Below are 22850 nucleotides of genomic sequence, written 5' to 3'. Positions count from 1 at the left end.
GTGCGTTTAGTTTTCTAAATCAGACTCAAGGTCAATATCAATACCCAATGCACGTACTTCTTTCATCAATACATTGAAAGATTCAGGCAGACTTGCATCCATCTTGAAATTACCATCAACAATATTTTTGTACATTCTGGTACGGCCATTCACATCATCCGATTTAACCGTCAACATTTCACGAAGTGTATAAGCAGCACCATAAGCTTGTAGTGCCCAAACCTCCATCTCACCAAAACGCTGACCACCAAACTGTGCTTTACCACCCAGTGGCTGCTGCGTAACCAAACTATAAGAACCTGTTGAACGCGCATGCATTTTGTCATCAACCAAATGGTCTAACTTCAACATATACATATAACCAACGGTTACATGGCGATCAAATGGTAAGCCAGTACGCCCATCATAAAGTTGAGCTTGACCACTTTCATTTAAGCCACAAAGTTTTAGAAGGTCTTTGATATCTTTCTCTTTAGCACCATCAAACACAGGGGTTGCAATAGGTACACCTGCTCTTAGGTTATACGCCATTTCAATCACTTGATCATCATCAAGCTGACTTAATTCAACTTTCTTATTACCGATCGTGTTATAGACTTCTTCTAAAGTCTTACGAATATCTTGTGCTTTTTGACTTGCTTCAAGCGCATCTGAGACTTTATGTCCTAATGCTCTTGCTGCCATACCCATATGCGTCTCAAGTACCTGACCGATGTTCATACGTGATGGAACCCCTAGTGGGTTTAAGACGATGTCCATAGGTGTACCATCTTCAAGATAAGGCATATCCTCAATTGGTAGAATGCGTGAAACAACACCCTTATTACCATGGCGACCCGCCATTTTGTCCCCTGGTTGAATACGGCGTTTAACCGCAACAAATACTTTAACGATCTTAAGAACGCCTGGAGATAAATCATCACCTTGGGTAAGCTTCTTGCGCTTGGCTTCAAACTTAGTTTCAAAGTCTTTGCGCGCTTGTTCAATCTGTGCTTTACAACGTGTAATTGCTTCCATCGTTGCTTCATCTTCTGCACGAATATCAAGCCACTGAACAAGTTCAAGATTTTTTAGATACTCTTTAGTAATCTCTTGTCCACGCTTTAAGCCACTAGGACCTGCTAGCGCTTTCTTGCCATTTAGCTCTTGCAATAAATAAGAGCGCACTGCACCTTCAACAATGCGATATTCATCACGTAAATCTTTACGAATACGTGCTAATTCTGCTTTTTCAATTTCAACAGAACGCTGATCTTTTTCTAAACCATCACGCGTAAATACTTGAACATTAATAACTGTACCATACATACCAGTTGGCATTCTTAATGAACTGTCTTTAACATCTGATGCTTTTTCACCAAAGATAGCGCGTAGTAGCTTTTCTTCAGGTGTTAATTGCTGCTCGGCCTTAGGCGTGATCTTAGCAACCAAAACATCACCAGGGGCGACATTGGCACCAATATGAATAATACCCGCTTCATCTAATTTGTTTAGTGCATGCTCACTGACATTAGGAATATCTGAAGTAATTTCTTCAGCACCTAACTTTGTATCACGTGCAATACAAGTTAATTCTTCAATATGGATAGAGGTATAACGATCATCTTCAACAATACGCTCTGATAGGAGAATTGAATCCTCAAAGTTAAAACCATTCCATGGCATAAATGCCACAAGTAAGTTTTGACCTAAGGCTAATTCCGCCATATCAGTCGATGAACCATCTGCTAACACATCACCTTTTTTTACAACATCACCAGGATGCACAATTGGGCGTTGGTTAATACAGGTATTTTTATTCGAACGACGGAATTTTGTTAAGTTATAAATATCAACAACAGAATCACCTTCATTGATTTCGTCATTACTCGCACAAACAACGATACGACCACCATCAACGGCATCAACAACACCTGAACGTTTAGCGACAATACACGTACCTGAATCACGCGCGACAATACGCTCCATCCCAGTACCCACTAATGGCTTCTCAGCTCTAAGTGTTGGTACAGCTTGACGTTGCATGTTTGAACCCATCAATGCACGGTTCGCATCATCATGCTCCAAGAATGGGATAAGGGCTGCGGCAACAGATACCATTTGTTTCGCTGAAACGTCCATATATTGAACCTGATCAGCTGTTGTAAAAATTGTCTCACCTTTTGAACGACACTGAATTAATTCATCAGTTAGACGGCCTTTTTTATCCATCGCAGCAGATGCTTGAGCGATCACATAATTACTCTCATCAATTGCCGATAAATAATCAATCTCGTCGGTGGCAACACCATCAATTACCTTGCGATATGGCGCTTCTAAGAAACCATAGTGATTGGTACGCGCATAACATGCCAAAGAGTTGATCAAACCAATGTTTGGACCTTCTGGTGTTTCAATCGGACATAAACGACCATAATGTGTTGTATGGACGTCACGTACTTCAAAGCCTGCACGGTCTCTTGATAAACCACCTGGTCCTAACGCTGAAATACGACGCTTATGAGTTACTTCTGATAATGGGTTATCTTGATCCATAAATTGTGACAATGCACCTGAACCAAAGAATTCTTTAATCGAAGCCGTAATTGGCTTAGCATTAACAAGATCCTGTGGCATCGCACTTTCACGATCAACCATTGATAAACGCTCACGCACTGATCTTTCAACACGCACCAAACCGATTCTGAACTGGTTTTCAGTCATCTCACCAACTGCACGGATACGACGATTTCCTAAGTGATCAATATCATCAACATCACCGCGACCATCACGAATATTAATCAATGTTTTAACAACATCGATAATATCTTCTTTCGTTAAAACACCTAAACCTTTATCTGATTTACGTCCCAAACGATTGTTAAACTTCATGCGACCCACTGCAGATAGATCATAACGATCTTCTGAGAAGAATAGACCTTGGAAAAGATTCTCTGCTGAATCTTTCGTTGGTGGCTCACCTGGGCGCATCATGCGATAAATTTCAACTAACGCTTCATCACGATCACGACACACATCATTGCGTAATGTATCAGCAATGTAAGCGCCACGATCCAAGTCATTTGTGTTAAGCGTTTGGAATGTTGTAATACCGCGATCAGATAATTTTTCCAATAATGCAGGTGTAATCTCTTCATTAGCCTGCGCGATTACCTCACCGGATGTTTCATCAACAATGCGTGAATATAACACCTTGCCAACAACATAAGAAACAGGGACTTCGATTTGATTTAAGCCTTGCTCTTTCATAAGCTTAGTATGTCTTGCGGTAATACGTTTGCCTTCCGCAACTAGTACTTTGCCTTCTTTGTTAACAACATCAAATGAGGCTGTTGTCCCCTTTAATGAATCCGGATCAAAGGTCATCATTAATGCGCCATCTTCGACAGCGAATTCAACCGGTTCATAAAAAATCTTTAATAACTCATCCTCAGTGTAGCCAAGTGCTTTTAGCAACACGGTAGATGGTAATTTACGACGTCTATCTATACGCACATAAAGTAAGTCTTTTGGGTCAAATTCAAAATCTAGCCATGACCCACGATATGGGATCACGCGTGCTGAGTGTAATATTTTACCTGAGGAATGTGTTTTGCCTTTATCATGATCAAAGAACACACCTGGCGAACGATGAAGTTGCGATACAACCACACGCTCTGTACCATTGATCACGAAGGTCCCGTTATCAGTCATTAATGGGATTTCACCCATATATACTTCCTGCTCACGGACATCTTTAATCACTTTATCTTCTACTGGCGCTTCTTTGTCATATATCACCAATCTCAGCTTAACACGTAAAGGCGCGGCATAGGTTACCCCTCTAATACCACATTCGTTTTCATCAAAAACAGGCTCACCTAAACGGTAGCTTACATAGTGAAGCTCGGAATACCCTGAAACGCTTGCTATAGGGAAAACCGATTTAAAAGCTGCTTCTAAACCGTTATTTTTACGGCTTTGCGCTTTTACATCTTGTTGTAAAAACTCTTTATATGAATTTACTTGAACAGCAAGCAAATATGGAACATCTAGAATATTAGGAAGGTTCCCAAATTCTTTACGGATTCTTTTTTTCTCAGCGTATGAGTACGACATCAGGCACTTCCTCTGACTACATTCGTTTTAACCACTAAATCATGCCAAAAGTTTGGAAAACTTTATTTATCTGCAATTACAGACACATCTACAAATGCTATTTGTTAGATAGCAGAAAAGGCCAACAGGTAAAACACCTGCCAGCCTTTACTTTTTAACTTAAAATAATCGTTTGATTACTTAAGCTCAACCTTAGCACCAGCTTCTTCAAGCTGTTTTTTAAGTGCTTCAGCATCATCTTTAGAAGCAGCTTCTTTGATTGTGAAAGGCACGCCTTCAACAGCATCTTTTGCTTCTTTAAGACCTAAGCCAGTTGCTGCACGAACTGCTTTGATCGCGCCAACTTTGTTAGAACCTGCATCAACTAAAACAACGTCAAATTCAGTTTTCTCTTCTGCAGCGGCAGCATCACCTGCAGCAGGCGCAGCAACTGCAACAGCAGCTTGTGCAGAAACACCGAATTTTTCTTCCATCATTTTAACCAACTCACAAACTTCCATAACGCTCATTTCAGCAACTGCATTTAGGATATCTTCTTTAGTCATTATATACTCCTATTAAATAATTTAATTTCAAAAACGAAAAGTGGTTTTTATTTTGCATCACCAACAGCAGCGAACACACGAACAGCTTGCGCTGGAATCTCGTTAGCTGTACGCACAAACTTGGTAACAGGTGCAAGTAATACATTGCACAATAACGCAAGCGCGTCGTTTCTGCTTGGAAGCTTAGACATTTCTTCTAGCTTATCCGCGCCAAACAACTCACCGCCCATTGCTAAGTTTTTCACTTCAAAAGCTTTATGATCTTTCATAAAACCTTTGAATAATTTAGCTGCCGCGCCTGGCTCTTCTTTCGAGAAAGCCAATACTAAAGGACCGACAAGCGCATCATTCATGCACTCAAACTCAGTTCCTTTAAATGCGATTCTTGCTAAGTTATTGCGAACAACTTTCAAGTACACACCTGATTCACGAGCCTGTTTGCGTAAATCACTCATTTGATTCACAGTCAAGCCACGGTAATCAGCTACCGCTGCAGACAATGCCAAGGATGCCTGTTCGGCAACTTCTGCCACAATCGCTTTTTTATCTTCAAGCTTTAGCGCCATTAGCTAATCCTCTTGTTTTTGTCTACGTTATTATTTAATACGATGTTTGAAACCAAATAAAAAATTTATTCTCTTCAAAGGTCACACGCACCGTCTGCGTAGGAAATTAAGCGATCTTGCGACCACACCTACGGTCTTTGACATCACTGACTTAACATGACATTAAGTAGCGACCCAAAGAAACTTGTTTAAGTCCTTAGCACAAAATCGCACCAAGGCACACAAAAAAGGCTCGTTATCTTAAACCTCGATTGCACTCATGTCAAGCATAATCCCAGGACCCATTGTACTAGACACTGTGATCTTCTTAATATAAACGCCTTTTGCTGTTGCAGGCTTAAGTTTTTTAAGGTCTGCCAAAAGCGTTTCTAAGTTTTGCTGTAAAGCGGCTGGCTCAAAATCAGCTTTACCGATTGTTGTATGCACGATACCTGCCTTATCAACGCGGAAGCGAACCTGACCTGCTTTTGCATTAGTAACTGCTTGAGCAACATCAGTTGTTACCGTACCAACTTTAGGGTTTGGCATTAAGCCTTTAGGACCAAGAATTTGACCTAGCTGACCAACAACACGCATTGCATCAGGTGTTGCAATCACAACATCAAAATCCATATTGCCTTTCTTAACTTCAGCAGCCAAATCCTCCATACCAACGATATCAGCACCAGCTTCAGTTGCCTTGGTTGCATTCTCACCTTGCGTGAACACAGCAACGCGAACTGTTTTGCCTGTACCATTTGGCAACACAGAGGCGCCACGCACAACCTGATCAGATTTACGTGGATCAACACCTAGGTTTACCGCAACATCGATAGATTCTTTGAATTTAACTTTTGAAAGTTCTTTTAAAAGGTTGAATGCATCAGTTGCTGAATACGCATCTAATTTATTTACTTTTTCAGCCAAAGATTTCATTCTTTTTGATAACTTAGCCATTATTCAACCCCCTCAACTTTAAGACCCATGCTACGCGCACTACCTGCAATTGTTCTAACGGCAGCATCCATGTCAGCTGCTGTTAAATCAGGCTCTTTTGTCTTAGCGATTTCTTCTAATTGCTCACGATTAACCGTACCTGCAACATCTTTAGAAGGATTTGAACTACCAGATTTAATCTTAGCAGCCTTCTTTAACAAAAATGAAGCCGGCGGTGTTTTCATTGTAAATGTGAAACTTCTGTCGCTATACACAGTAATCACAACAGGAACCGGCGCACCTTGTTCCATTTTTTGCGTCTGCGCATTAAATGCTTTACAGAACTCCATAATATTAACACCGTGCTGACCCAATGCTGGACCAATTGGAGGGCTCGGGTTTGCTTGCCCTGCTTTCACCTGAAGCTTAATATAAGCTTGTACTTTCTTTGCCATTATTTACTCCTACTTTGGGTATAACGCTATTTTCACAAATAGCTTCCCTATTATTTTTTGCTTAACATCTAGTATTAAGCACCTCATATCACTGATTTAACTCAGCAACAAACTCCTAAGCGTCTTTCTCAACCTGTGAGAACTCAAGCTCAACAGGTGTAGAACGCCCAAAAATTGAAACCGCAACATGCACACGTGATTTTTCATAGTTGATTTCTTCAACCACACCAGTGAAGTCAGCAAACGGACCATCCAATACACGAACCACTTGCCCAACTTGAAACGTGGTACGTGGTTTCGGTGCTGTTTTATCCGCACCTGTTTTTAATGTGCCTAAAATTCTTTCAGCCTCAACATTGCTAATCGGCATTGGGCGTTCACTCGTTCCACCAACAAAACCACTAACACGTGGCGTGCGGCGCACAAGCTGCCAAGCGGCCTCATCCATCTCCATCTGAATCAAAACATAGCCAGGAAAGAATTTACGTTCACTTTTACGCTTTTGACCAGCCTTCATCTCAACGACTTCTTCAGTTGGAACTAATATCTTGCCAAAAAAGTGCTCTAAGCCTTCTAGCTTTATTTTCTCTTCAATCTGAGATTTAACCCGCTTTTCATAACCTGAATAAGCTTGAATGACATACCATCTCTTTTTACCACCACTCTCTACTTCCATATCTGATTGAGTAGATTCTGTTTCGATTTGCTCATTTGGCACATCTTTCTCATCCGCAGACATAAAAAACCTCTTAACTTAATATCGCTTGAATAAGGTACATAAACAGCATACCCACAAAATAAATAATAACCGACGCCACAGCAACAATTGCCAAGACAATCAGTGTTGAGTTAATCGTTTCTTGACGTGTTGGCCATACAACTTTGCGCATCTCCAACCTGGCCTCTAAAACAAATTGCCAGCCTTTTGCACCTTGATTTGTTTGTCTACCAATTGCCAATAAAACAACAACACCAACGATAATAAGTACCGCCATCAATGCAGATGATTCGGTAAAAAGCGAGAAATACATACTCGAAAAAACAATGATTGCAGCGATGACCATCATCAATAACCACAACATCTTATTATTAGCGCTACTTATTTGACGCATATCAGCTTTTTTAGTTGTGGTTGTCCACACTTTTTTAGTTACTGAATCTTTCATCTAGAAGCCTCATTTCCCACTACAAACAAAAACGGCGTGCAATCTTAACACAGATTAACACGCCGTTCAAGTCAATTTATTTGGCAGGCCAGGAGGGACTCGAACCCCCAACTTGCGGTTTTGGAGACCGCTGCTCTACCAATTGAACTACTGGCCTACAAAACTTATCGAGTTACTACTAATATTAAGCAAGAATCTTCGCTACAACACCAGCACCAACCGTACGACCACCTTCACGAATTGCGAAGCGTAAGCCATCTTCCATCGCGATAGAGTTGATCAATGTAACAACCATTTTAATGTTGTCACCAGGCATAACCATTTCTACACCTTCCGGCAATTCAACTGAACCAGTTACATCAGTTGTACGGAAGTAGAATTGAGGTCTATAGCCTTTAAAGAATGGCGTGTGACGACCACCTTCTTCTTTAGATAATACATATACTTCAGCTTCAAATTTAGTATGCGGCGTAATTGAACCTGGCTTACAAAGAACCTGACCACGCTCAACATCGTCACGCTTAAGACCACGAATTAGAACACCAACGTTCTCACCCGCTTTACCTTCATCTAGAAGCTTACGGAACATTTCAACACCAGTAACTGTAGTCTTTTGAGTATCTCTGATACCAACGATTTCAACTTCTTCACCAACTTTAATAACACCACGCTCAACACGACCAGTAACAACCGTACCACGACCAGAAATTGAGAACACATCTTCAATTGGCAACAAGAAAGGTTTATCAGTTTCACGTTGTGGCTCAGGAATGTATTCATCAAGCGTTTTACCTAACTCAAGAATAGCATCAACCCATTTTTGCTCACCAGCTAAAGCACCAGTTGCTGAACCTTTAATGATTGGCGTATCATCACCAGGGAACTCGTACTGATCAAGAAGCTCACGAACTTCCATTTCAACCAATTCCAATAATTCTTCATCGTCAACCATATCACACTTGTTCAAGAAAACAACGATATATGGAACACCTACCTGACGTGACAAAAGGATATGCTCACGTGTTTGTGGCATAGGACCATCAGCGGCTGAACACACAAGGATCGCGCCATCCATTTGAGCAGCACCAGTGATCATGTTCTTAACATAATCAGCATGCCCTGGACAGTCTACGTGCGCATAGTGGCGAGTCGGCGTCTCATACTCAACATGTGAAGTTGAAATGGTAATACCACGCGCTTTTTCTTCAGGCGCATTATCAATCTCATCGAACGCACGAGCAGCACCACCATATGCTTCTGAAAGCACCTTAGTGATCGCAGCTGTTAAAGTTGTTTTACCATGATCAACGTGACCAATTGTACCAACGTTAAGATGCGGCTTATTACGTTCAAATTTTTCTTTAGCCATTATTTGCTCCAAAGTTTTATTAACAAACCCAAATGGTGCTCACAACCAGATTTGAACTGGTGACCTCTCCCTTACCAAGGGAGTGCTCTACCTACTGAGCTATGCGAGCTTCAATCTTTAAAATTTTAAATTCTTTAAATACACTTTTTAAATCCCTTTATATGGAGCGGGCGATGGGAATCGAACCCACACTATCGGCTTGGAAGGCCGAAGTTCTACCATTGAACTACGCCCGCATTGGGAAATCGTGGTGGAGGGGGCAGGATTCGAACCTGCGAAGGCTGAGCCGTCAGATTTACAGTCTGATCCCTTTGGCCGCTCGGGAACCCCTCCAGCGTGCTGGCGACAATCATAGGGCTTTAGTTTTTAAAAATCAACTTTTTTTCATCGATTTTTTTGCCTATAATTTTATACACCAGATTTTGAAAACATAAGCTGTTAAGACGCGTGCAAGTATATACGAAAGCAAAATCATTTTGCCAGCATTTTTTGCTATTAATTTTAGTTTTTTACATCTTCACAGCAAATGCTGAGATATATCACTGGCAGGACAAAAATGGCAACACCGTTTTCTCCAACACACCACCTGAAGAAAATACCAACACAACAACAGTTAACACCCAAACGTTAAATGTTATTGCCAAAACAAATGCCAAAACTGACAATGAGGATGACGAAGATGATATTAACCCACCGCAAGCGATGACAGATATACTCAAAGAAAAACTTTCTGAACATATCGACAATCAAAAAAGCACGCTTAATATAAAAATCACATCTCCTGCCAACAACACGCATATTCATAACTTTTATCCACTAATCCCCATTCAAACCTCGCCACCACTATCCGCCAAAGCCAAAGTGATGGTTATTGCAAATGAGCATGAGGGAAGTGCCGTCTATCAAAACAATACATGGAATATACCAAGACCCTTTCCTGGCAAAAACGACATAAGCCTCTACGGCAAGACTGAAACAGGAGAGACTTTCTTCTCCGACTCGATCACCATGTATATTCATAACAGCCGCGTCAAACAGAACGCTAAATGATGGACCTTAACTAGCTTCTACCGCTTTACTCACGGGAAACTGCAACACTATTGTCAACCCCCTCCCCCCTTCTGAGGTGCGCGCTGCTATCTGCCCATCATGTAATCTGACAATCTCTTTTACAATTGAAAGCCCCAGACCACTGCCAGCTTGTCCAGTCCCTGCTTCACGATAAAAGCGATCAAAGATTCGCTTTTGCTTATCTTCCGCGATCCCAATCCCGTTATCAACCACTTCAAATAACACTTCTGATTTTGCCACATAGCTATATAAAATAACTTTGCCACCATCTGGCGTATAGCGAATGGCATTATCAATAAGATTTCTAAATAATATATTTATCAGCGTTTCACTAACATATACAACTGCCGCGGATTTGCTTGGCAAAAATTCTAACTCAATATTTTTTTGCAGCGCCAATAACGCCAACTCCGCAAGTTGATTCTCCGCAATATTATTTAAATTCATATTCTTTTTATCGGGCAAATCCTGCTGCGGCTCTAAGCGACTTAATGTCAACAGTTGATCAATAATATAAAAATAACGATCCGCACCACTGATAATATTAGCAATGCGCTTCTTAATTTCAATCATATCATCCAAGTTAAGCGCAACCTCAGCCTGTGTTTTCAATGCTGCCAATGGCGTTTTCAACTCGTGGGCAGCATCTCCGGCAAAACGCTTTTCACGCTCCAATACTTTACTAAACTTTTGAAATAAAATATTTAACTGGTTTAATAGCGGAATCACTTCAGGCGGCGCCGTTTTGACAGCAATTGGTTCAAGCTTACGTGGATCTTTTACCGCGATTGCACGACGAATATCAGATAAAGGCCTCAATGCCAATTGCACTACAATAAATATAGACAGCAATAGAAATATATATAATGTAATCAAATCCCATAAAGCACTGCGAAATAAATTTAAAAACATTTGATGCTTAAAATCAGAACTAACCAACACCACAATACGATAGGGTTGATAACGACTATTAATGCTAAACATATTCCAAAGCTGTAATCCTTGCGCTGTTTTCAACTTGACGGTTTGAAAACTATCAAGTTCCGTCTTTTGAAAAGTAGAAACATCTGGCGACCCAGTTGAGTGCAAAATCAAACTGCCACTACGACGGTCATAAACTTGGAAAGCAAACGAATCTTTATATACATTGTCAAACTGCGCAATTTTGGGCTTTAGATTTCCTGCAATATTTTCAAGTGTTGTTAAAGAGTTAGATTCCAACAAATCACTTAACTGACGTTTTGAATTATCAGTAATCGCAGCAGATAACAAAGCATCAATTGCATTGGCACTGTTCACCATTTGCATTTTAAATAAATCTTCATTTTGTTGACGCATCTGATAATAGTTAAAGACACCCAAAATAAAGATTGAGCAACTAATCAGTAATATTAAACAGATACTTAAAAACTTTTGAATCGATAATCTATTGTTAAGAAAAGTAAAGTAATTCGCGCGTTCCATAATCCTCAAAACATTCAAAGTAACGAGGCTTTGAAGCCTTCGTCTGATATATAAAGTAATTGTCCAATCATATCGGACTTATTAGGGATAATCTAGCACAACTCACTAAGATCTCTTGATTGGTGATACATCAAAGAATAAATAAAGACACAAAAAAGATCATTTATAAATCGAATCATGACAGCAAAATAAATACTTCTACAGAGATCCACTATCAGGCTTGCCATCTTATTTATATTAAGGGTACGATAATTACCGACAAGGACATAAGAATATCTGATAACACTTTAATCATATAGCCTACAGCAGATTCATCATTCTGCTCTTTCGCGTATGAGATGTTGTTGCGATAATGTTAAAGAAGTCATCAATTGGGTTGCTATGCAGTGAAACCACAAAAAACAAACGCATAGTATGCCACCCTTTTGATCACAATAATTCTAACCATATCTATGGTAGGGTAATAAGGAGATAGACGTGTTACAGCCAGATAAGCAAAATAAGTTTGATGACAAAGCAAATAATGTCATTAACACACTCACAAATGACTATATTGAAGATAACGACAATGACGATGCCAAGAACACTAGTTATGCACTAGATAGTTCTATTGATGATGATAATGATGAAGATAACAGCGCATTTAATAATGCAGAGATTGGGGCCCATGACTTCTCACACACAGACAATGACGCCACGCGCATGTACCTTGTTGATATTGGTTTTAGACCTTTACTAACAAAAGATGAGGAGTTCTATTATGCTCAAAAGGTACAAAAAGGCGATTTAAAAGCAAAGAACATCATGATTGAAAGTAATTTACGTCTTGTTGTGAAAATTGCCAAACGTTATAAGCCACGTGGTAACAGCTTAAGCTTTCTAGATTTGATTGCTGAAGGCAATCTTGGTTTAATTCGTGCTGTTGAGAAATTCGACCCTGAATTAGGTTGGCGCTTCTCAACCTATGCCACTTGGTGGATACGTCAGAATATTGAACGCGCACTATTAAATCACCAACGCACAATTCGCGTTCCTGTTCATATATTAAAAGAACTCAATGTTTATTTACGTGCAGCAACAGAGCTGACCAAGCTTCTTGATCACGAGCCCTCTCCTGAAGAAATTGCTGAATTTATTGATCGCCCTGTTGAAGATATCCGCAAAATTCTCACCTCAACCGTACCGATGGATTCACTGGATGATGCTTACGATGATTCTAATCGCAGCATGCTTGAAACCATTGCCGATGAGCAAACAGGCGACCCTGAAGACATTCACTTACATCAAAAGGCCGCAAAGTTTATTGATCAATGGCTTGATGAGTTAAGCGACAATCAACGCGCTGTGTTATCAATGCGTTTTGGTCTACGCGGCTATGATATCCAGACGTTAGAAGAAACAGGCTCACAAATTGGGCTGACGCGTGAGCGCGTACGTCAAATTCAGGTTGATGCATTACGCCGCCTAAAAGTAATTGCTGCGGCTAATAACATTGATGCCAATCTATTCTCTAAACAATAATTATAAATCAATATTATAGCTTTGATAAAATTTTGTCATTTCTAGCAAGCACTGATAAAGAATAGACTGACTCTAACTTCTTGAGCACATGATGCAAAGGAAGCATTTTGTTCATACCATTTATCAGGAGAAATATTATGAAAGGCATTAAAAATATTGGATCTATTCTCGTTGTTATCGCAAGTATTTTAGGTGTTATTTTTGCAGCGACACTAATGGGCTATTCAATTGCAATAGGTATTTGGGGGATTATCTTATCTGTCGTCTCACTACTCTTAGGCTTCCTAACATTCGCCAACACCAAATCAACAGTAAGCACGATATTTGTTATCACGTTTATTCTAGCCATCATTACCGCAAGCTTCTCAATCGGTGGACTTGAAAAAAGCATGATCTTACAACTTATTGCAAGCATCATTGGCTTTATTGGTACGATTGCATTACCAAAATCATCATCTGCACACGCCATATAAGACTTACCATTCCTTCCAATCTTTGGGTGTCTTTATTTGACAACCGTGGGGATATAAGCTTAAATGTGCCTCAAGAATTTTTACTTACCTGCACAAACTAAAGCAACACGAAAACACTCTTGTTGATCTATGTCACAGTAGCGTTTTGTGCTGTTTAAATGTGCTCAATCATGGAGATCAACATGTCTGAAACTGCTGTTTTAAACATCCAACACAAAAATTTATCACTAACCCTGCCAGTTCACACCCCTGTATTAGGTCAACAAACTGTTGATGTTTCTTCTTTGGTTAAAGAAGGTTTATTCACGTATGACCCAGGCTTTCTCTCAACCGCAGCGTGTTGGTCAAAAATCACTTATATTAACGGCAATCAAGGCGTGCTTTTACATCGCGGTTACCCTATTGAACAATGGGTTGAAAAATCACATTATATGAACCTTTGCTATGCCTTATTAAATGATAAACTACCAAGCACTAATGAAGTTAATGCATTTAGTCAACGCATCTTAGATCACATGCCTGCATGTGATCATATTGCGCATACAATCAAGGCATTTCCACAAGATGTCCACCCAATGGCTGCTTTGATGGCAGCAGTGAGTGTCATGTCTGCAGAAAATCAAAAAACAATGAATAAGAAAGATCCTCAGCAACAAATAGCAATGGCAGAAAAAATCATTGCCCGTATTCCAACATTAGTTGCAATGACTTATCGCCACCGTAATGGCTTACCTTTTATGGCGCCTAAGAAATCTTTTTCATATGCTGAGAATTTCTTATATATGATGTTCGCCGATAATGAAAACTATCAGCCAGATCCATTAGCCGCACGTGCTATGGATACGATTTTCATATTGCACGCTGATCACGAGCAAAACGCATCTACTTCAACTGTACGTCTTGCTGGGTCCACAGGTACTGACCCGTATGCCGCTATTGTTGCAGGCATTGCAGCTCTTTGGGGACCGGCACACGGCGGTGCTAATGAAGCAGTTGTTAAGATGCTTGAGCAAATTGGTGATGTAAGCAACATTGAGAAATTTATTGAGCGCGCTAAAGACAAAGAGGATCCATTTCGATTGATGGGCTTCGGACATCGCGTATACAAAAATACTGATCCACGTGCAACAGCCATGAAAAAAGCATGTGAAAGCATCCTTAATCAAATGGGCGACAGTGACAATCCATTACTGCACATTGCCAAGAAACTTGAGTCAATCGCATTAAATGACAGCTACTTTATTGAAAGAAAATTATTCCCGAATGTGGACTTCTACTCAGGCATCATTTTAAAAGCACTAGATATCCCAACTTATATGTATACGCCAATTTTTGCATTGGCTCGCACTTCTGGTTGGATTTCTCAGTATTTAGAAATGTACAATGATCCCGCAATGAAAATTGGACGTCCTCGTCAACTTTATATCGGCGAAAACAAAAGAGACCTTCCGTAATTATTGATTAGCTCTATATTACGCTTTCTAGGCTATGTTTTATAGCCAACATAAGTTAAGGACAACTCATGACGCTGAAAAAAATTCTTCGCGATAATCGCGAGATAAATTGCCATTATTACGCTCACCACAACAGCCCAATAACACTGACATTTATACATGGAATGGGTGGTAACCAAACGCAATGGTATCACCAATTAGTATTTTTCAAGCAGTTTTTTAATGTCATTACACTAGACTTGCCAGGACATGGACAGAGTCCTGTTATTAAAAGCAACATGACAAACCCTTACACGCTTGATGAATATGTTAACGATATTGCCCATGTTATTTCAAAGTTGGGTAGCGCTCATAATATTATCATTGGACATTCACGAGGTGGCGCATATGCTTATGCAACCGCTCAAAAATATAGCTTAAGCCTTAATATTACTCAGCTTATACTCATCAGCCCATCGCCATGCACCAAGCTTGATGCTGAAAATTTTGCCTTTTGGAATCAACCTCTTGATGTCTTAGAAAGCATCCGTGACAACATGAATCAATTTTTCGCATCCTCAGGCTTCCACGCCGATACACAAAAAACACTTATTGATGAGCAAGTCAATGCCGGAAAAACTAATGATTTAGAGGTAATAAAAAAGTTAAACTTAGGGATGCATGATATTGAAAATGCAGACAACCTCAACATTCCAACACTATTAGTCACCTCACCTGAGGATAAAATTGTTGATGCTGACAGCAGTATTAGCTTTTATCAAAACATTAAAAACATCACATATGTGAGCATGAGCAAAAGCGGGCACTTTGCGCCATTAGAAGAACCTGAGCAAATTAATAAAATTATTTTGGACTGGATACTTAATCATGCTACATCTTAAAGAAACAACTTTTGTTAGCACAGAGTGGCTCCATAACAACTTAAATCTACCACAGCTCGTTATCCTTGATGCGACACTCACCGATAAAAAGTGTAGTGCCTCATTTATTCCACAAAGTCGCTATTTTGATTTGAAGCAACACTTTAGCGACTTAAATAATTCTTTGCCACACACATTGCCTCAAGCTCAAGACTTTGCCCTTGCGGCAGCAAAACTTGGCATCCATAACGATAGTATAATCGTGGTCTATGACCAAAATGGCATTTACTCGAGTGCGCGCTGTTGGTGGATGTTTAAAGCGATGGAACATCATAATATTTATATCCTAGATGGTTGGTTTGCCACAGTGGCTTAATGATAAGCTACCAACGACAATTAGCTATATCACAGCCACTACAGAATATTTTACAGCCACGCTAACAAATGGATGCTTTTGTGACAAAGAGCACATATTAAATAATTTAGATAGTAAGTCCGCCATTGTCTTTGATGCAAGATCACCCGCACGCTTTAGCGCACAAGAACCCGAGGCACGTGACAACCTAAACTCAGGCCATATCCCACAATCCATTAATATGCACTACGCCAGTGTCCTTGATCAAGGCTGCTTTAAATCCAAAGAAACCTTAGCAGCAATGTTTGCCACTTACGCACCTAATTTACAACAACCACTTATTTTTACATGTGGTTCAGGTGTCACTGCTTGTATATTGGCGGCCGCTGCAAAGATTGTTGGTTATCGCAATATCAGCGTTTACGATGGATCATGGAGTGAGTGGGGTAATAAAAAACTGCAATTACCTTTTTGCCAACAAAATCACATACTCTGCGATGCGTCGCCCAAATAACTCAGCTGTTTTTTTGTCACCAATCGGAGGTGTTACTTCCGGCGAGTCATTTTCTGACTGCGTCATGAGCCCCAAAGATCCGCCCATGCGATTAAGTGCTTCCAAATGCCCACTATGATGCTCATTTTGCCCAGAAGTATTATCAATACCCAATGACAACCACAACATACCATGCTGACAAGCAAAGGTGCATAACTGCATTAATACGTTAAACTTATCACCACTTAGAGAGCCTGAATTGGTAAATCCAGCAGCAAGCTTGTCTTTCCAGCCTTTTTTTAGCCAAACTTTTGATGCATCATCCATAAATTTTTTGAACTGGTATGGCACTGAACCCATATACGTTGGCGCACCAAATATAATCGCTTCGTAATCATTAAGGGCATCGACATCTTGCAGCTCATCAACACTAATAAGCACCGCATGCACTTCTTTGGAAGCATTGGCACCCATCCTAATATGCTCTGCTACCTTCTTAGTATGGCCATAACCACTGTAATAAACGATTGCTACATTTTTCATGTTAAAAATGATATTCATTCTTAAATAAAGTATTGGCATTGTAGCACGCCTAAGATGAGATTCAACAAAGCCTCTCACACAAAAATATGATCAGCTTAGTGGCGCCAGTTTAGGGTGCATTTCAAATTCAATATCTGCTAAACTTACGCACACTAAAAATTCATATAACAAGTATCTTCTTATGACTACTGACCAGCGCCCACAAAGGGTTACCTTTTTTGGGTGTTTTTTATTTCTGCTTGGCAGCCTCTTCTTTATCTATGAGTACTTTGCACGTACCTCGCTCGACTCTTTAAATGCGATGCCACACAATGCATTTGCCAACAGCTTACACATTACACCTGAACAATTAAGCCTAATAGGTGCCGCCTACGCGATTGCCTATTCAGTGATGCAAATTCCGGTAGGCATTATTTTGGATCGCTTTGGCGTACGCAAGGTGGGGACTTTTGCTATTTTATGGTGTGCTATTGGCGTTTTGGTCTTTAGCTTTGCCTCAAGCTTTTATTCCGCATTTATCGGTCGATTTTTTATTGGCTTTGGCTCAGCCTTTGCTTTTATCCTACTTCTTAAGATCGTGCTTGACTGGTTTCCACACCGCATCCTAGGTCTTGTGGTTGGTATGACTCAGATTCTTGGCGTAATTGGTCCTATTCTCTCCAACGTACCCTTAGCTTACGCACTTGAATCGGTGGATTATCAATGGCGCATTGTTTTTTATTGCATAACCGTTGCAGGCATTATATTGTCTGTTATATTTTTGATATTTGCACGTGACCGTCAATCAACAAAAAACATCCTATCAATTAAAGAAGTCGCACTGCAGACGTTATCACTTTTTAGATATCGCCAAATTATTATCATCGCTATTTTTGCCTTTTTCATCTATCCAGCTGCTGAGTTGTTTGGCTCACTATATGGCTCTAGCTACTTGGTCAGCATGGGCTACTCGCAAATCTCAGCAAGCTCTGCGATTCAATTTATTTGGCTTGGGATGGGGCTTGGCAGTCCAATATTAGGATTATGCTCAGACTTAATGCGTAAACGTAAGCCCGTCCTTTATATAGCTGCATTAATAGGTGTGATTGCCTCATCTATTATCGTTTGGCTACCGAATTTACATTTACATGTATATTATTTGTTGTTTTTCTTATTTGGATTTGCCACAGGCGCTCAAGCCATTTCTTTTAGCGTTGTGGTTGAAAACGTACCCAGAAAGCTTGAAGCAACGGCAATGGCATTTAACAATATGAGTGTTGTTTTAGGTGCTGCGATTATTCAAATACTAGGTGGCATCACCTTGAGTAAAATAGCATTAAGCTCTACACACTTTAGCACACAAAATTATGAGGTAATGCTGAGCATTAGTATTATCTTTTTTGCAGTGGCTTTTGTTTTTAGCTTATTTTTTATTAAAGAAACACACTGTCAAAGGCAAATTAACAACTAAACACCATATGTGTTATGCAACAAACCTTCAGACATCAATATCGCCTGACCACTTAATAGCACACGATCACCTTCTACTTCAATGCTAATTTCACCACCACGAGATGATGCTTGATAGGCTTGAAAATGCTTTTCATCCAATTTTTTCATCCAGTAATGTGCTAATTTGCAATGCGCTGAACCCGTTACTGGATCCTCATTAACACCAACACGCGGTCCAAAAAACCGTGATACAAAATCGTATGGTTCAGAACCTTTAGCTGTGATAATAATACCACGACAATCAATCTGCGCTAACAAACTAAAATCAGGCTTAAATGATCTAACTGCTTGATCATCCTCAAGCTCAACAATAATATCATCATAAGCCTGTGCTACCTCACACAATGTTACCTGTGGAAAGCTTGCCGCAAAAGAAGATTTGTCTAGTAGTTGTGTCATCTGTAGCGGAAAGTTTAAGGCATAACGCTTATCTGCACGCTTATTCGCAATTAGCTCACCACTTAGCGATTGAAAAGCAATTGAGTCTGCATGAAACAGATTATTTTTATCTAGCACATGTGCCGCTGCTAATGTCGCATGACCACATAGCTTTACCTCCACAGCAGGCGTAAACCAACGGATATGAAAGCGCCCCTTAGAAAGCGACTTCACAAAAGCAGTCTCTGACAAGTTTATTTCTGCTGCAATCTGCTGACACGCAACATCGTCAGGGAAATCTTCCACTAAAATAACCGCTGCTGGATTACCGGTATAAGGCTTGTGTGCAAAAGCATCGACTGTCCAAAATTTCATGCTAGGCTTTAATGACATGCAATCCACCCATATATTTACGCAGCACTTCAGGCACAACAATAGAACCATCTTTTTGCTGATAATTCTCTAATACGGCGACAAGCGTTCTGCCAACTGCTAAACCTGAGCCATTTAATGTATGCAACAGCTCTGGCTTATTCATGTCTTTTGATTTAAACCGTGCCTGCATACGTCTGGCTTGGAAATCACCGCACCAACTACAAGATGAAATCTCACGATAAGTGTTTTGTGATGGGATCCAAACTTCCAAATCATAGGTTTTACGTGCGGAAAAGCCCATATCCCCTGTACATAAGGTCAAGACACGATAAGGTAGTTCAAGCTTTTGTAACACTGCTTCGGCATGTGAGGTTAACTCTTCCAGTGCATTTAAGCCTTCATCAGGTGCGACGATATGCACCATTTCAACTTTTTCAAATTGATGCTGACGGATAAGCCCACGTGTATCGCGACCATAAGATCCTGCCTCACTACGAAAGCATGGTGTATGTCCTACGAATTTCAATGGCAAGCTTTCAGCTGGAATAATTTCATCACGTACGATATTGGTAATTGGGACTTCTGCCGTAGGGATTAGGCTAAATGGAAATTGCTCTTGAATATTAAAAAGATCTTCTGAAAACTTCGGCAGTTGTCCTGTGCCAAATAATGACTCCTTGTTGACAAGGTAGGGCACATAGACTTCATTGTAACCATGCTCGTTAACATGCAGATCAATCATAAACTGTGTCAATGCACGTTGTAATTGCGCGACCTCTTTCTTAAGAACGACAAAGCGACTTCCTGTTAACTTAGAGGCAGTTTGAAAGTCCATGCCACCAATCTTTTCACCTAAATCCACATGATCTTTCACTTCAAAATCAAATTGCTTTGGCTCACCCCAGCGTCTGATTTCAAGGTTGTCATTTTCATCTTTGCCCACAGGAATATCATCCGCTGGCAAGTTCGGCATTTCCGCAATAATCGCCGTTATTTGATCTTGAATTGCTTTTAGCTCATCCTCTAGCGCTTTAAGCTCATCACCTAAGTTAGCAACTTCTGCCAGAATACTTGATGCATCTTTTTTTTGTGCTTTGAGCATCCCGATTTGTTTTGAAGCGGCATTACGCTTAGCTTGTAAGTCTTGTGTTTTCTGCTGAACGATACGACGCTCTTCTTCTAGTGCATTAAAGGCATTAATATCAAGCGTATAACCGCGTGTTAACAGCCCTTTAGCTACTGCATCAATATCACTTCTTAATAATTTAGGGTCAATCATTTACTCTTTACTCACATTTTTTTAATCAAACTTTAAAATAGACTTGCCAGTCATCTCTTTAGGTTGCTTCACTCCAATCACTGCCAGTATCGTTGGGGCAATATCCGATAATTTGCCATCGCTTAATGCAACTGAAGCTTTCTTATTCCCTTGATAAATAAAAGGCACCGGATTGGTGGTGTGTGCCGTATGCATCTTACCTGTCTCAGGATCAACCATTTGATCTGCATTACCGTGATCTGCGGTAATAAACAAATTACCATTGACAGTATGAACAGCATTAGCAACACGTCCAAGACAGTTATCTAAAACCTCAATGGCTTTAACCGCTGCGTCATAATTGCCCGTATGCCCAACCATATCAGAGTTGGCATAATTACAAATAATCACATCATATTTTTGTGCAGTAATCGCATCAACGAGCTTATCCGTCACCTCATAGGCGCTCATCTCAGGCTGCAAATCATACGTAGCCACTTTAGGCGAGGGGACCAAAATACGATCTTCACCGACAAACGGCACTTCCTGACCACCATTAAAGAAAAAGGTCACATGTGCATATTTCTCAGTTTCGGCAATTCTCAGCTGCGTCATATGTTGATCTGCCAATACTTGACCTAATATATTGGTTAGCTTCTCAGGTGCGTAAGCAACATGTGCTTTAATATCATCAGCATATTTTGTTAAGGTCACAAAATGCACTCTAGGAAAAACTCGGCGCTTAAAGCCAGAAAACTCACTATCGGTAAACACATGTGATAATTGGCGCGCACGATCAGAGCGGAAATTCATAAATATAACACTATCACCATCAGCGATTGTCACTGTCTGATTGTGCTTTTTGATGATTGTCGGCTTAACAAACTCATCATTTTCATTGCGTGCATATGCCATACTTAATGCTTCTTCAGCACTATCTGCCGTGTACTCTGCTTTGGCTATTGTCATCGCATCATAGGCTTTCTCAACACGATCCCAACGATTATCACGATCCATTGCATAATAGCGCCCGCTAACACTTGCAATATAGCCAACACCAAGCTTTGACAATAACGCATCAACTTTTTGCAATGAACTTTCTGCTGAGCGTGGCGGCATATCGCGCCCATCTAAAAAAGCATGAACGAATACTTTTTTTGCACCTCGTTCGGCAGCGAGCTTAATCATTGCAATAATATGGTCTTCATGCGAATGCACGCCACCTGGCGATAAGAGCCCCATAATATGCACAGTTTTGTCACCTTTCACGGCTTGATCAACAGCATTGGTGAGCACATGATTATCAAAGAAACTTTTATCTTTAATTGCTTCATCAATCCGTGTTAGCTCTTGGTATACAATACGACCTGAACCAATATTAATATGCCCAACTTCCGAATTACCCATTTGTCCTTGTGGTAAACCCACCATCAACCCTGAGGCGTTAATTAAGGTATGCGTGGAATGTTGCCAAATACTACCCCAATTGGGTTTATTGGCATTATTAATGGCATTATCTTTATTTTCTTCACGATAACCCCAACCATCAAGTATCAATAAAACAGTCGTTTGCTTTTTCATAAAATCTCCAGAAAAACAGATTGATCTATTGTATGCGCTCGATAGCCAAAAGGCTAGATAGTTGTAGTTAAAGTGATAGAAACAAAAAAGGCTCCCTAAGGAGCCTTTTGAATTGGTATTGTTTTGCGATGTACCATCGTCTTTTAACGTCGAATAATTTGGCGGTGTCCTACTTTTACATGGCGAATGCCACACTATCATCGGCGTTATTCAGTTTCACTTCTGAGTTCGGAATGGAGTCAGGTGGTACCCAAACACTATTACCGCCAAAATCTTAAGCTTCTTTAGAAACCTCTAACAATCTATCATAGAGTAATAACCAAGTCTCTCGGGCAATTAGTACTGGTTAGCTTCATACATTACTGCACTTCTACAGCCAGCCTATCAACGTCGTAGTCTTCAACAACCCTTCTAGGGGA

21 protein-coding genes, 4 tRNA genes and 2 rRNA genes are annotated in these 22850 nt (G+C 40.3%); 8 read left to right on the top strand and 19 right to left on the bottom strand.

From position 1 onward, the window contains the following. Positions 1-6: 6 nt before the first annotated feature. The 12 genes from rpoB to IE867_RS11070 form a co-directional block, all read right to left on the bottom strand. On the bottom strand, positions 7-4098 hold the full coding sequence (rpoB, locus tag IE867_RS11125; protein ID WP_192484790.1) for a DNA-directed RNA polymerase subunit beta: 4092 nt from the start codon (positions 4096-4098) through the stop codon (positions 7-9). A 176-nt stretch (positions 4099-4274) separates the two neighbouring features. Beyond that, positions 4275-4643: a 50S ribosomal protein L7/L12 gene (rplL, locus tag IE867_RS11120; RefSeq protein WP_192484789.1), complete on the bottom strand. Its 369-nt coding sequence runs from the start codon at positions 4641-4643 to the stop codon at positions 4275-4277. Between the two features lie 47 nt (positions 4644-4690). After that, complete coding sequence (gene rplJ, locus IE867_RS11115; protein WP_192484788.1) at positions 4691-5209, bottom strand: 50S ribosomal protein L10; 519 nt, start codon at positions 5207-5209, stop codon at positions 4691-4693. Between the two features lie 240 nt (positions 5210-5449). Further along, positions 5450-6145 (bottom strand): 50S ribosomal protein L1, encoded by a 696-nt coding sequence (gene rplA, locus IE867_RS11110; protein ID WP_192484787.1) that lies wholly within the window; start codon positions 6143-6145, stop codon positions 5450-5452. Then, the gene (gene rplK, locus IE867_RS11105; RefSeq protein ID WP_192484786.1) at positions 6145-6579 is read right to left on the bottom strand and encodes a 50S ribosomal protein L11; all 435 of its coding nucleotides are present in this window, start codon (positions 6577-6579) and stop codon (positions 6145-6147) included. Before rplK ends, rplA begins: the two co-directional genes overlap by 1 nt. A gap of 115 nt (positions 6580-6694) precedes the next feature. Next, positions 6695-7255 (bottom strand): transcription termination/antitermination protein NusG, encoded by a 561-nt coding sequence (gene nusG, locus IE867_RS11100; protein ID WP_192484797.1) that lies wholly within the window; start codon positions 7253-7255, stop codon positions 6695-6697. Positions 7256-7328: 73 nt separating this feature from the next. Next, a complete protein-coding gene (gene secE, locus IE867_RS11095) occupies positions 7329-7745 on the bottom strand; it encodes a preprotein translocase subunit SecE (RefSeq protein ID WP_192484785.1) in 417 nt (138 codons plus the stop codon). A gap of 81 nt (positions 7746-7826) precedes the next feature. Continuing rightward, positions 7827-7902: transfer RNA gene (locus IE867_RS11090), tRNA-Trp, on the bottom strand. 27 nt (positions 7903-7929) lie between these two features. Beyond that, positions 7930-9114 (bottom strand): elongation factor Tu, encoded by a 1185-nt coding sequence (tuf, locus tag IE867_RS11085; RefSeq protein WP_192484784.1) that lies wholly within the window; start codon positions 9112-9114, stop codon positions 7930-7932. Positions 9115-9147: 33 nt separating this feature from the next. After that, a tRNA-Thr gene (locus IE867_RS11080) sits at positions 9148-9223 on the bottom strand. Between the two features lie 53 nt (positions 9224-9276). Next, positions 9277-9350, bottom strand: a tRNA-Gly gene (locus IE867_RS11075). Between the two features lie 12 nt (positions 9351-9362). Further along, positions 9363-9447 (bottom strand) — tRNA-Tyr (locus tag IE867_RS11070). 114 nt (positions 9448-9561) lie between these two features. Between IE867_RS11070 and IE867_RS11065 the strand changes: the two genes are divergently transcribed. After that, positions 9562-10164, top strand: coding sequence for a DUF4124 domain-containing protein (locus IE867_RS11065; RefSeq protein ID WP_192484783.1), 603 nt, complete (start codon positions 9562-9564; stop codon positions 10162-10164). 6 nt (positions 10165-10170) lie between these two features. Here IE867_RS11065 and IE867_RS11060 read toward each other — a convergent pair whose 3' ends face one another. Then, positions 10171-11649, bottom strand: a complete 1479-nt coding sequence (locus IE867_RS11060; protein WP_192484782.1) for an ATP-binding protein — start codon at positions 11647-11649, stop codon at positions 10171-10173. A 477-nt stretch (positions 11650-12126) separates the two neighbouring features. Here IE867_RS11060 and IE867_RS11055 point away from each other — a divergent pair, with 477 nt between their 5' ends. The 6 genes from IE867_RS11055 (at position 12127) to IE867_RS11030 (ending at position 16826) form a co-directional block, all read left to right on the top strand. Continuing rightward, complete coding sequence (locus tag IE867_RS11055) at positions 12127-13170, top strand: sigma-70 family RNA polymerase sigma factor (RefSeq protein WP_318779344.1); 1044 nt, start codon at positions 12127-12129, stop codon at positions 13168-13170. Positions 13171-13307: 137 nt separating this feature from the next. After that, complete coding sequence (locus tag IE867_RS11050) at positions 13308-13643, top strand: hypothetical protein (protein WP_192484781.1); 336 nt, start codon at positions 13308-13310, stop codon at positions 13641-13643. 182 nt (positions 13644-13825) lie between these two features. Next, on the top strand, positions 13826-15097 hold the full coding sequence (locus IE867_RS11045; RefSeq protein WP_192484780.1) for a citrate synthase: 1272 nt from the start codon (positions 13826-13828) through the stop codon (positions 15095-15097). 68 nt (positions 15098-15165) lie between these two features. Beyond that, the gene (locus tag IE867_RS11040) at positions 15166-15978 is read left to right on the top strand and encodes an alpha/beta fold hydrolase (RefSeq protein WP_192484779.1); all 813 of its coding nucleotides are present in this window, start codon (positions 15166-15168) and stop codon (positions 15976-15978) included. Next, positions 15965-16333 (top strand): rhodanese-like domain-containing protein, encoded by a 369-nt coding sequence (locus tag IE867_RS11035; RefSeq protein ID WP_192484778.1) that lies wholly within the window; start codon positions 15965-15967, stop codon positions 16331-16333. The genes IE867_RS11040 and IE867_RS11035 overlap by 14 nt, the downstream gene beginning before the upstream one ends. Next, positions 16317-16826 (top strand): rhodanese-like domain-containing protein, encoded by a 510-nt coding sequence (locus IE867_RS11030; RefSeq protein ID WP_192484777.1) that lies wholly within the window; start codon positions 16317-16319, stop codon positions 16824-16826. Before IE867_RS11035 ends, IE867_RS11030 begins: the two co-directional genes overlap by 17 nt. On the opposite strand, the gene IE867_RS11025 is transcribed toward IE867_RS11030, so the two are convergent. Beyond that, positions 16776-17348: a flavodoxin family protein gene (locus IE867_RS11025; protein WP_192484776.1), complete on the bottom strand. Its 573-nt coding sequence runs from the start codon at positions 17346-17348 to the stop codon at positions 16776-16778. The two genes, IE867_RS11030 and IE867_RS11025, sit on opposite strands and share 51 nt — an antisense overlap. A 181-nt stretch (positions 17349-17529) precedes the next feature. On the opposite strand from IE867_RS11025, the gene IE867_RS11020 reads away from it, so the two are divergent. Further along, entirely contained in the window at positions 17530-18798 is a 1269-nt protein-coding gene (locus tag IE867_RS11020) for an MFS transporter (protein ID WP_192484775.1), read from the top strand. On the opposite strand, the gene IE867_RS11015 is transcribed toward IE867_RS11020, so the two are convergent. The 5 genes from IE867_RS11015 to IE867_RS10995 all read right to left on the bottom strand — a co-directional run. Continuing rightward, on the bottom strand, positions 18795-19610 hold the full coding sequence (locus IE867_RS11015; RefSeq protein ID WP_192484774.1) for a PhzF family phenazine biosynthesis protein: 816 nt from the start codon (positions 19608-19610) through the stop codon (positions 18795-18797). The two genes, IE867_RS11020 and IE867_RS11015, sit on opposite strands and share 4 nt — an antisense overlap. Continuing rightward, entirely contained in the window at positions 19594-20871 is a 1278-nt protein-coding gene (gene serS / locus IE867_RS11010) for a serine--tRNA ligase (RefSeq protein ID WP_192484773.1), read from the bottom strand. The genes IE867_RS11015 and serS overlap by 17 nt, the downstream gene beginning before the upstream one ends. A 21-nt stretch (positions 20872-20892) precedes the next feature. Further along, positions 20893-22431, bottom strand: a complete 1539-nt coding sequence (gene gpmI / locus IE867_RS11005; RefSeq protein ID WP_192484772.1) for a 2,3-bisphosphoglycerate-independent phosphoglycerate mutase — start codon at positions 22429-22431, stop codon at positions 20893-20895. A gap of 156 nt (positions 22432-22587) precedes the next feature. Next, a 5S ribosomal RNA gene (gene rrf / locus IE867_RS11000) occupies positions 22588-22702 on the bottom strand. 44 nt (positions 22703-22746) lie between these two features. After that, positions 22747-22850 (bottom strand): 23S ribosomal RNA (locus tag IE867_RS10995); the annotation flags it as partial.

This window comes from Cysteiniphilum marinum, from assembly GCF_014857925.1.
Taxonomy (GTDB): Bacteria; Pseudomonadota; Gammaproteobacteria; order Francisellales; family Francisellaceae; genus Caedibacter; species Caedibacter marinus.
The sequence above is the reverse complement of the archived record's forward strand: the minus strand, read 5'-3'. Positions and strand labels throughout refer to the sequence as shown.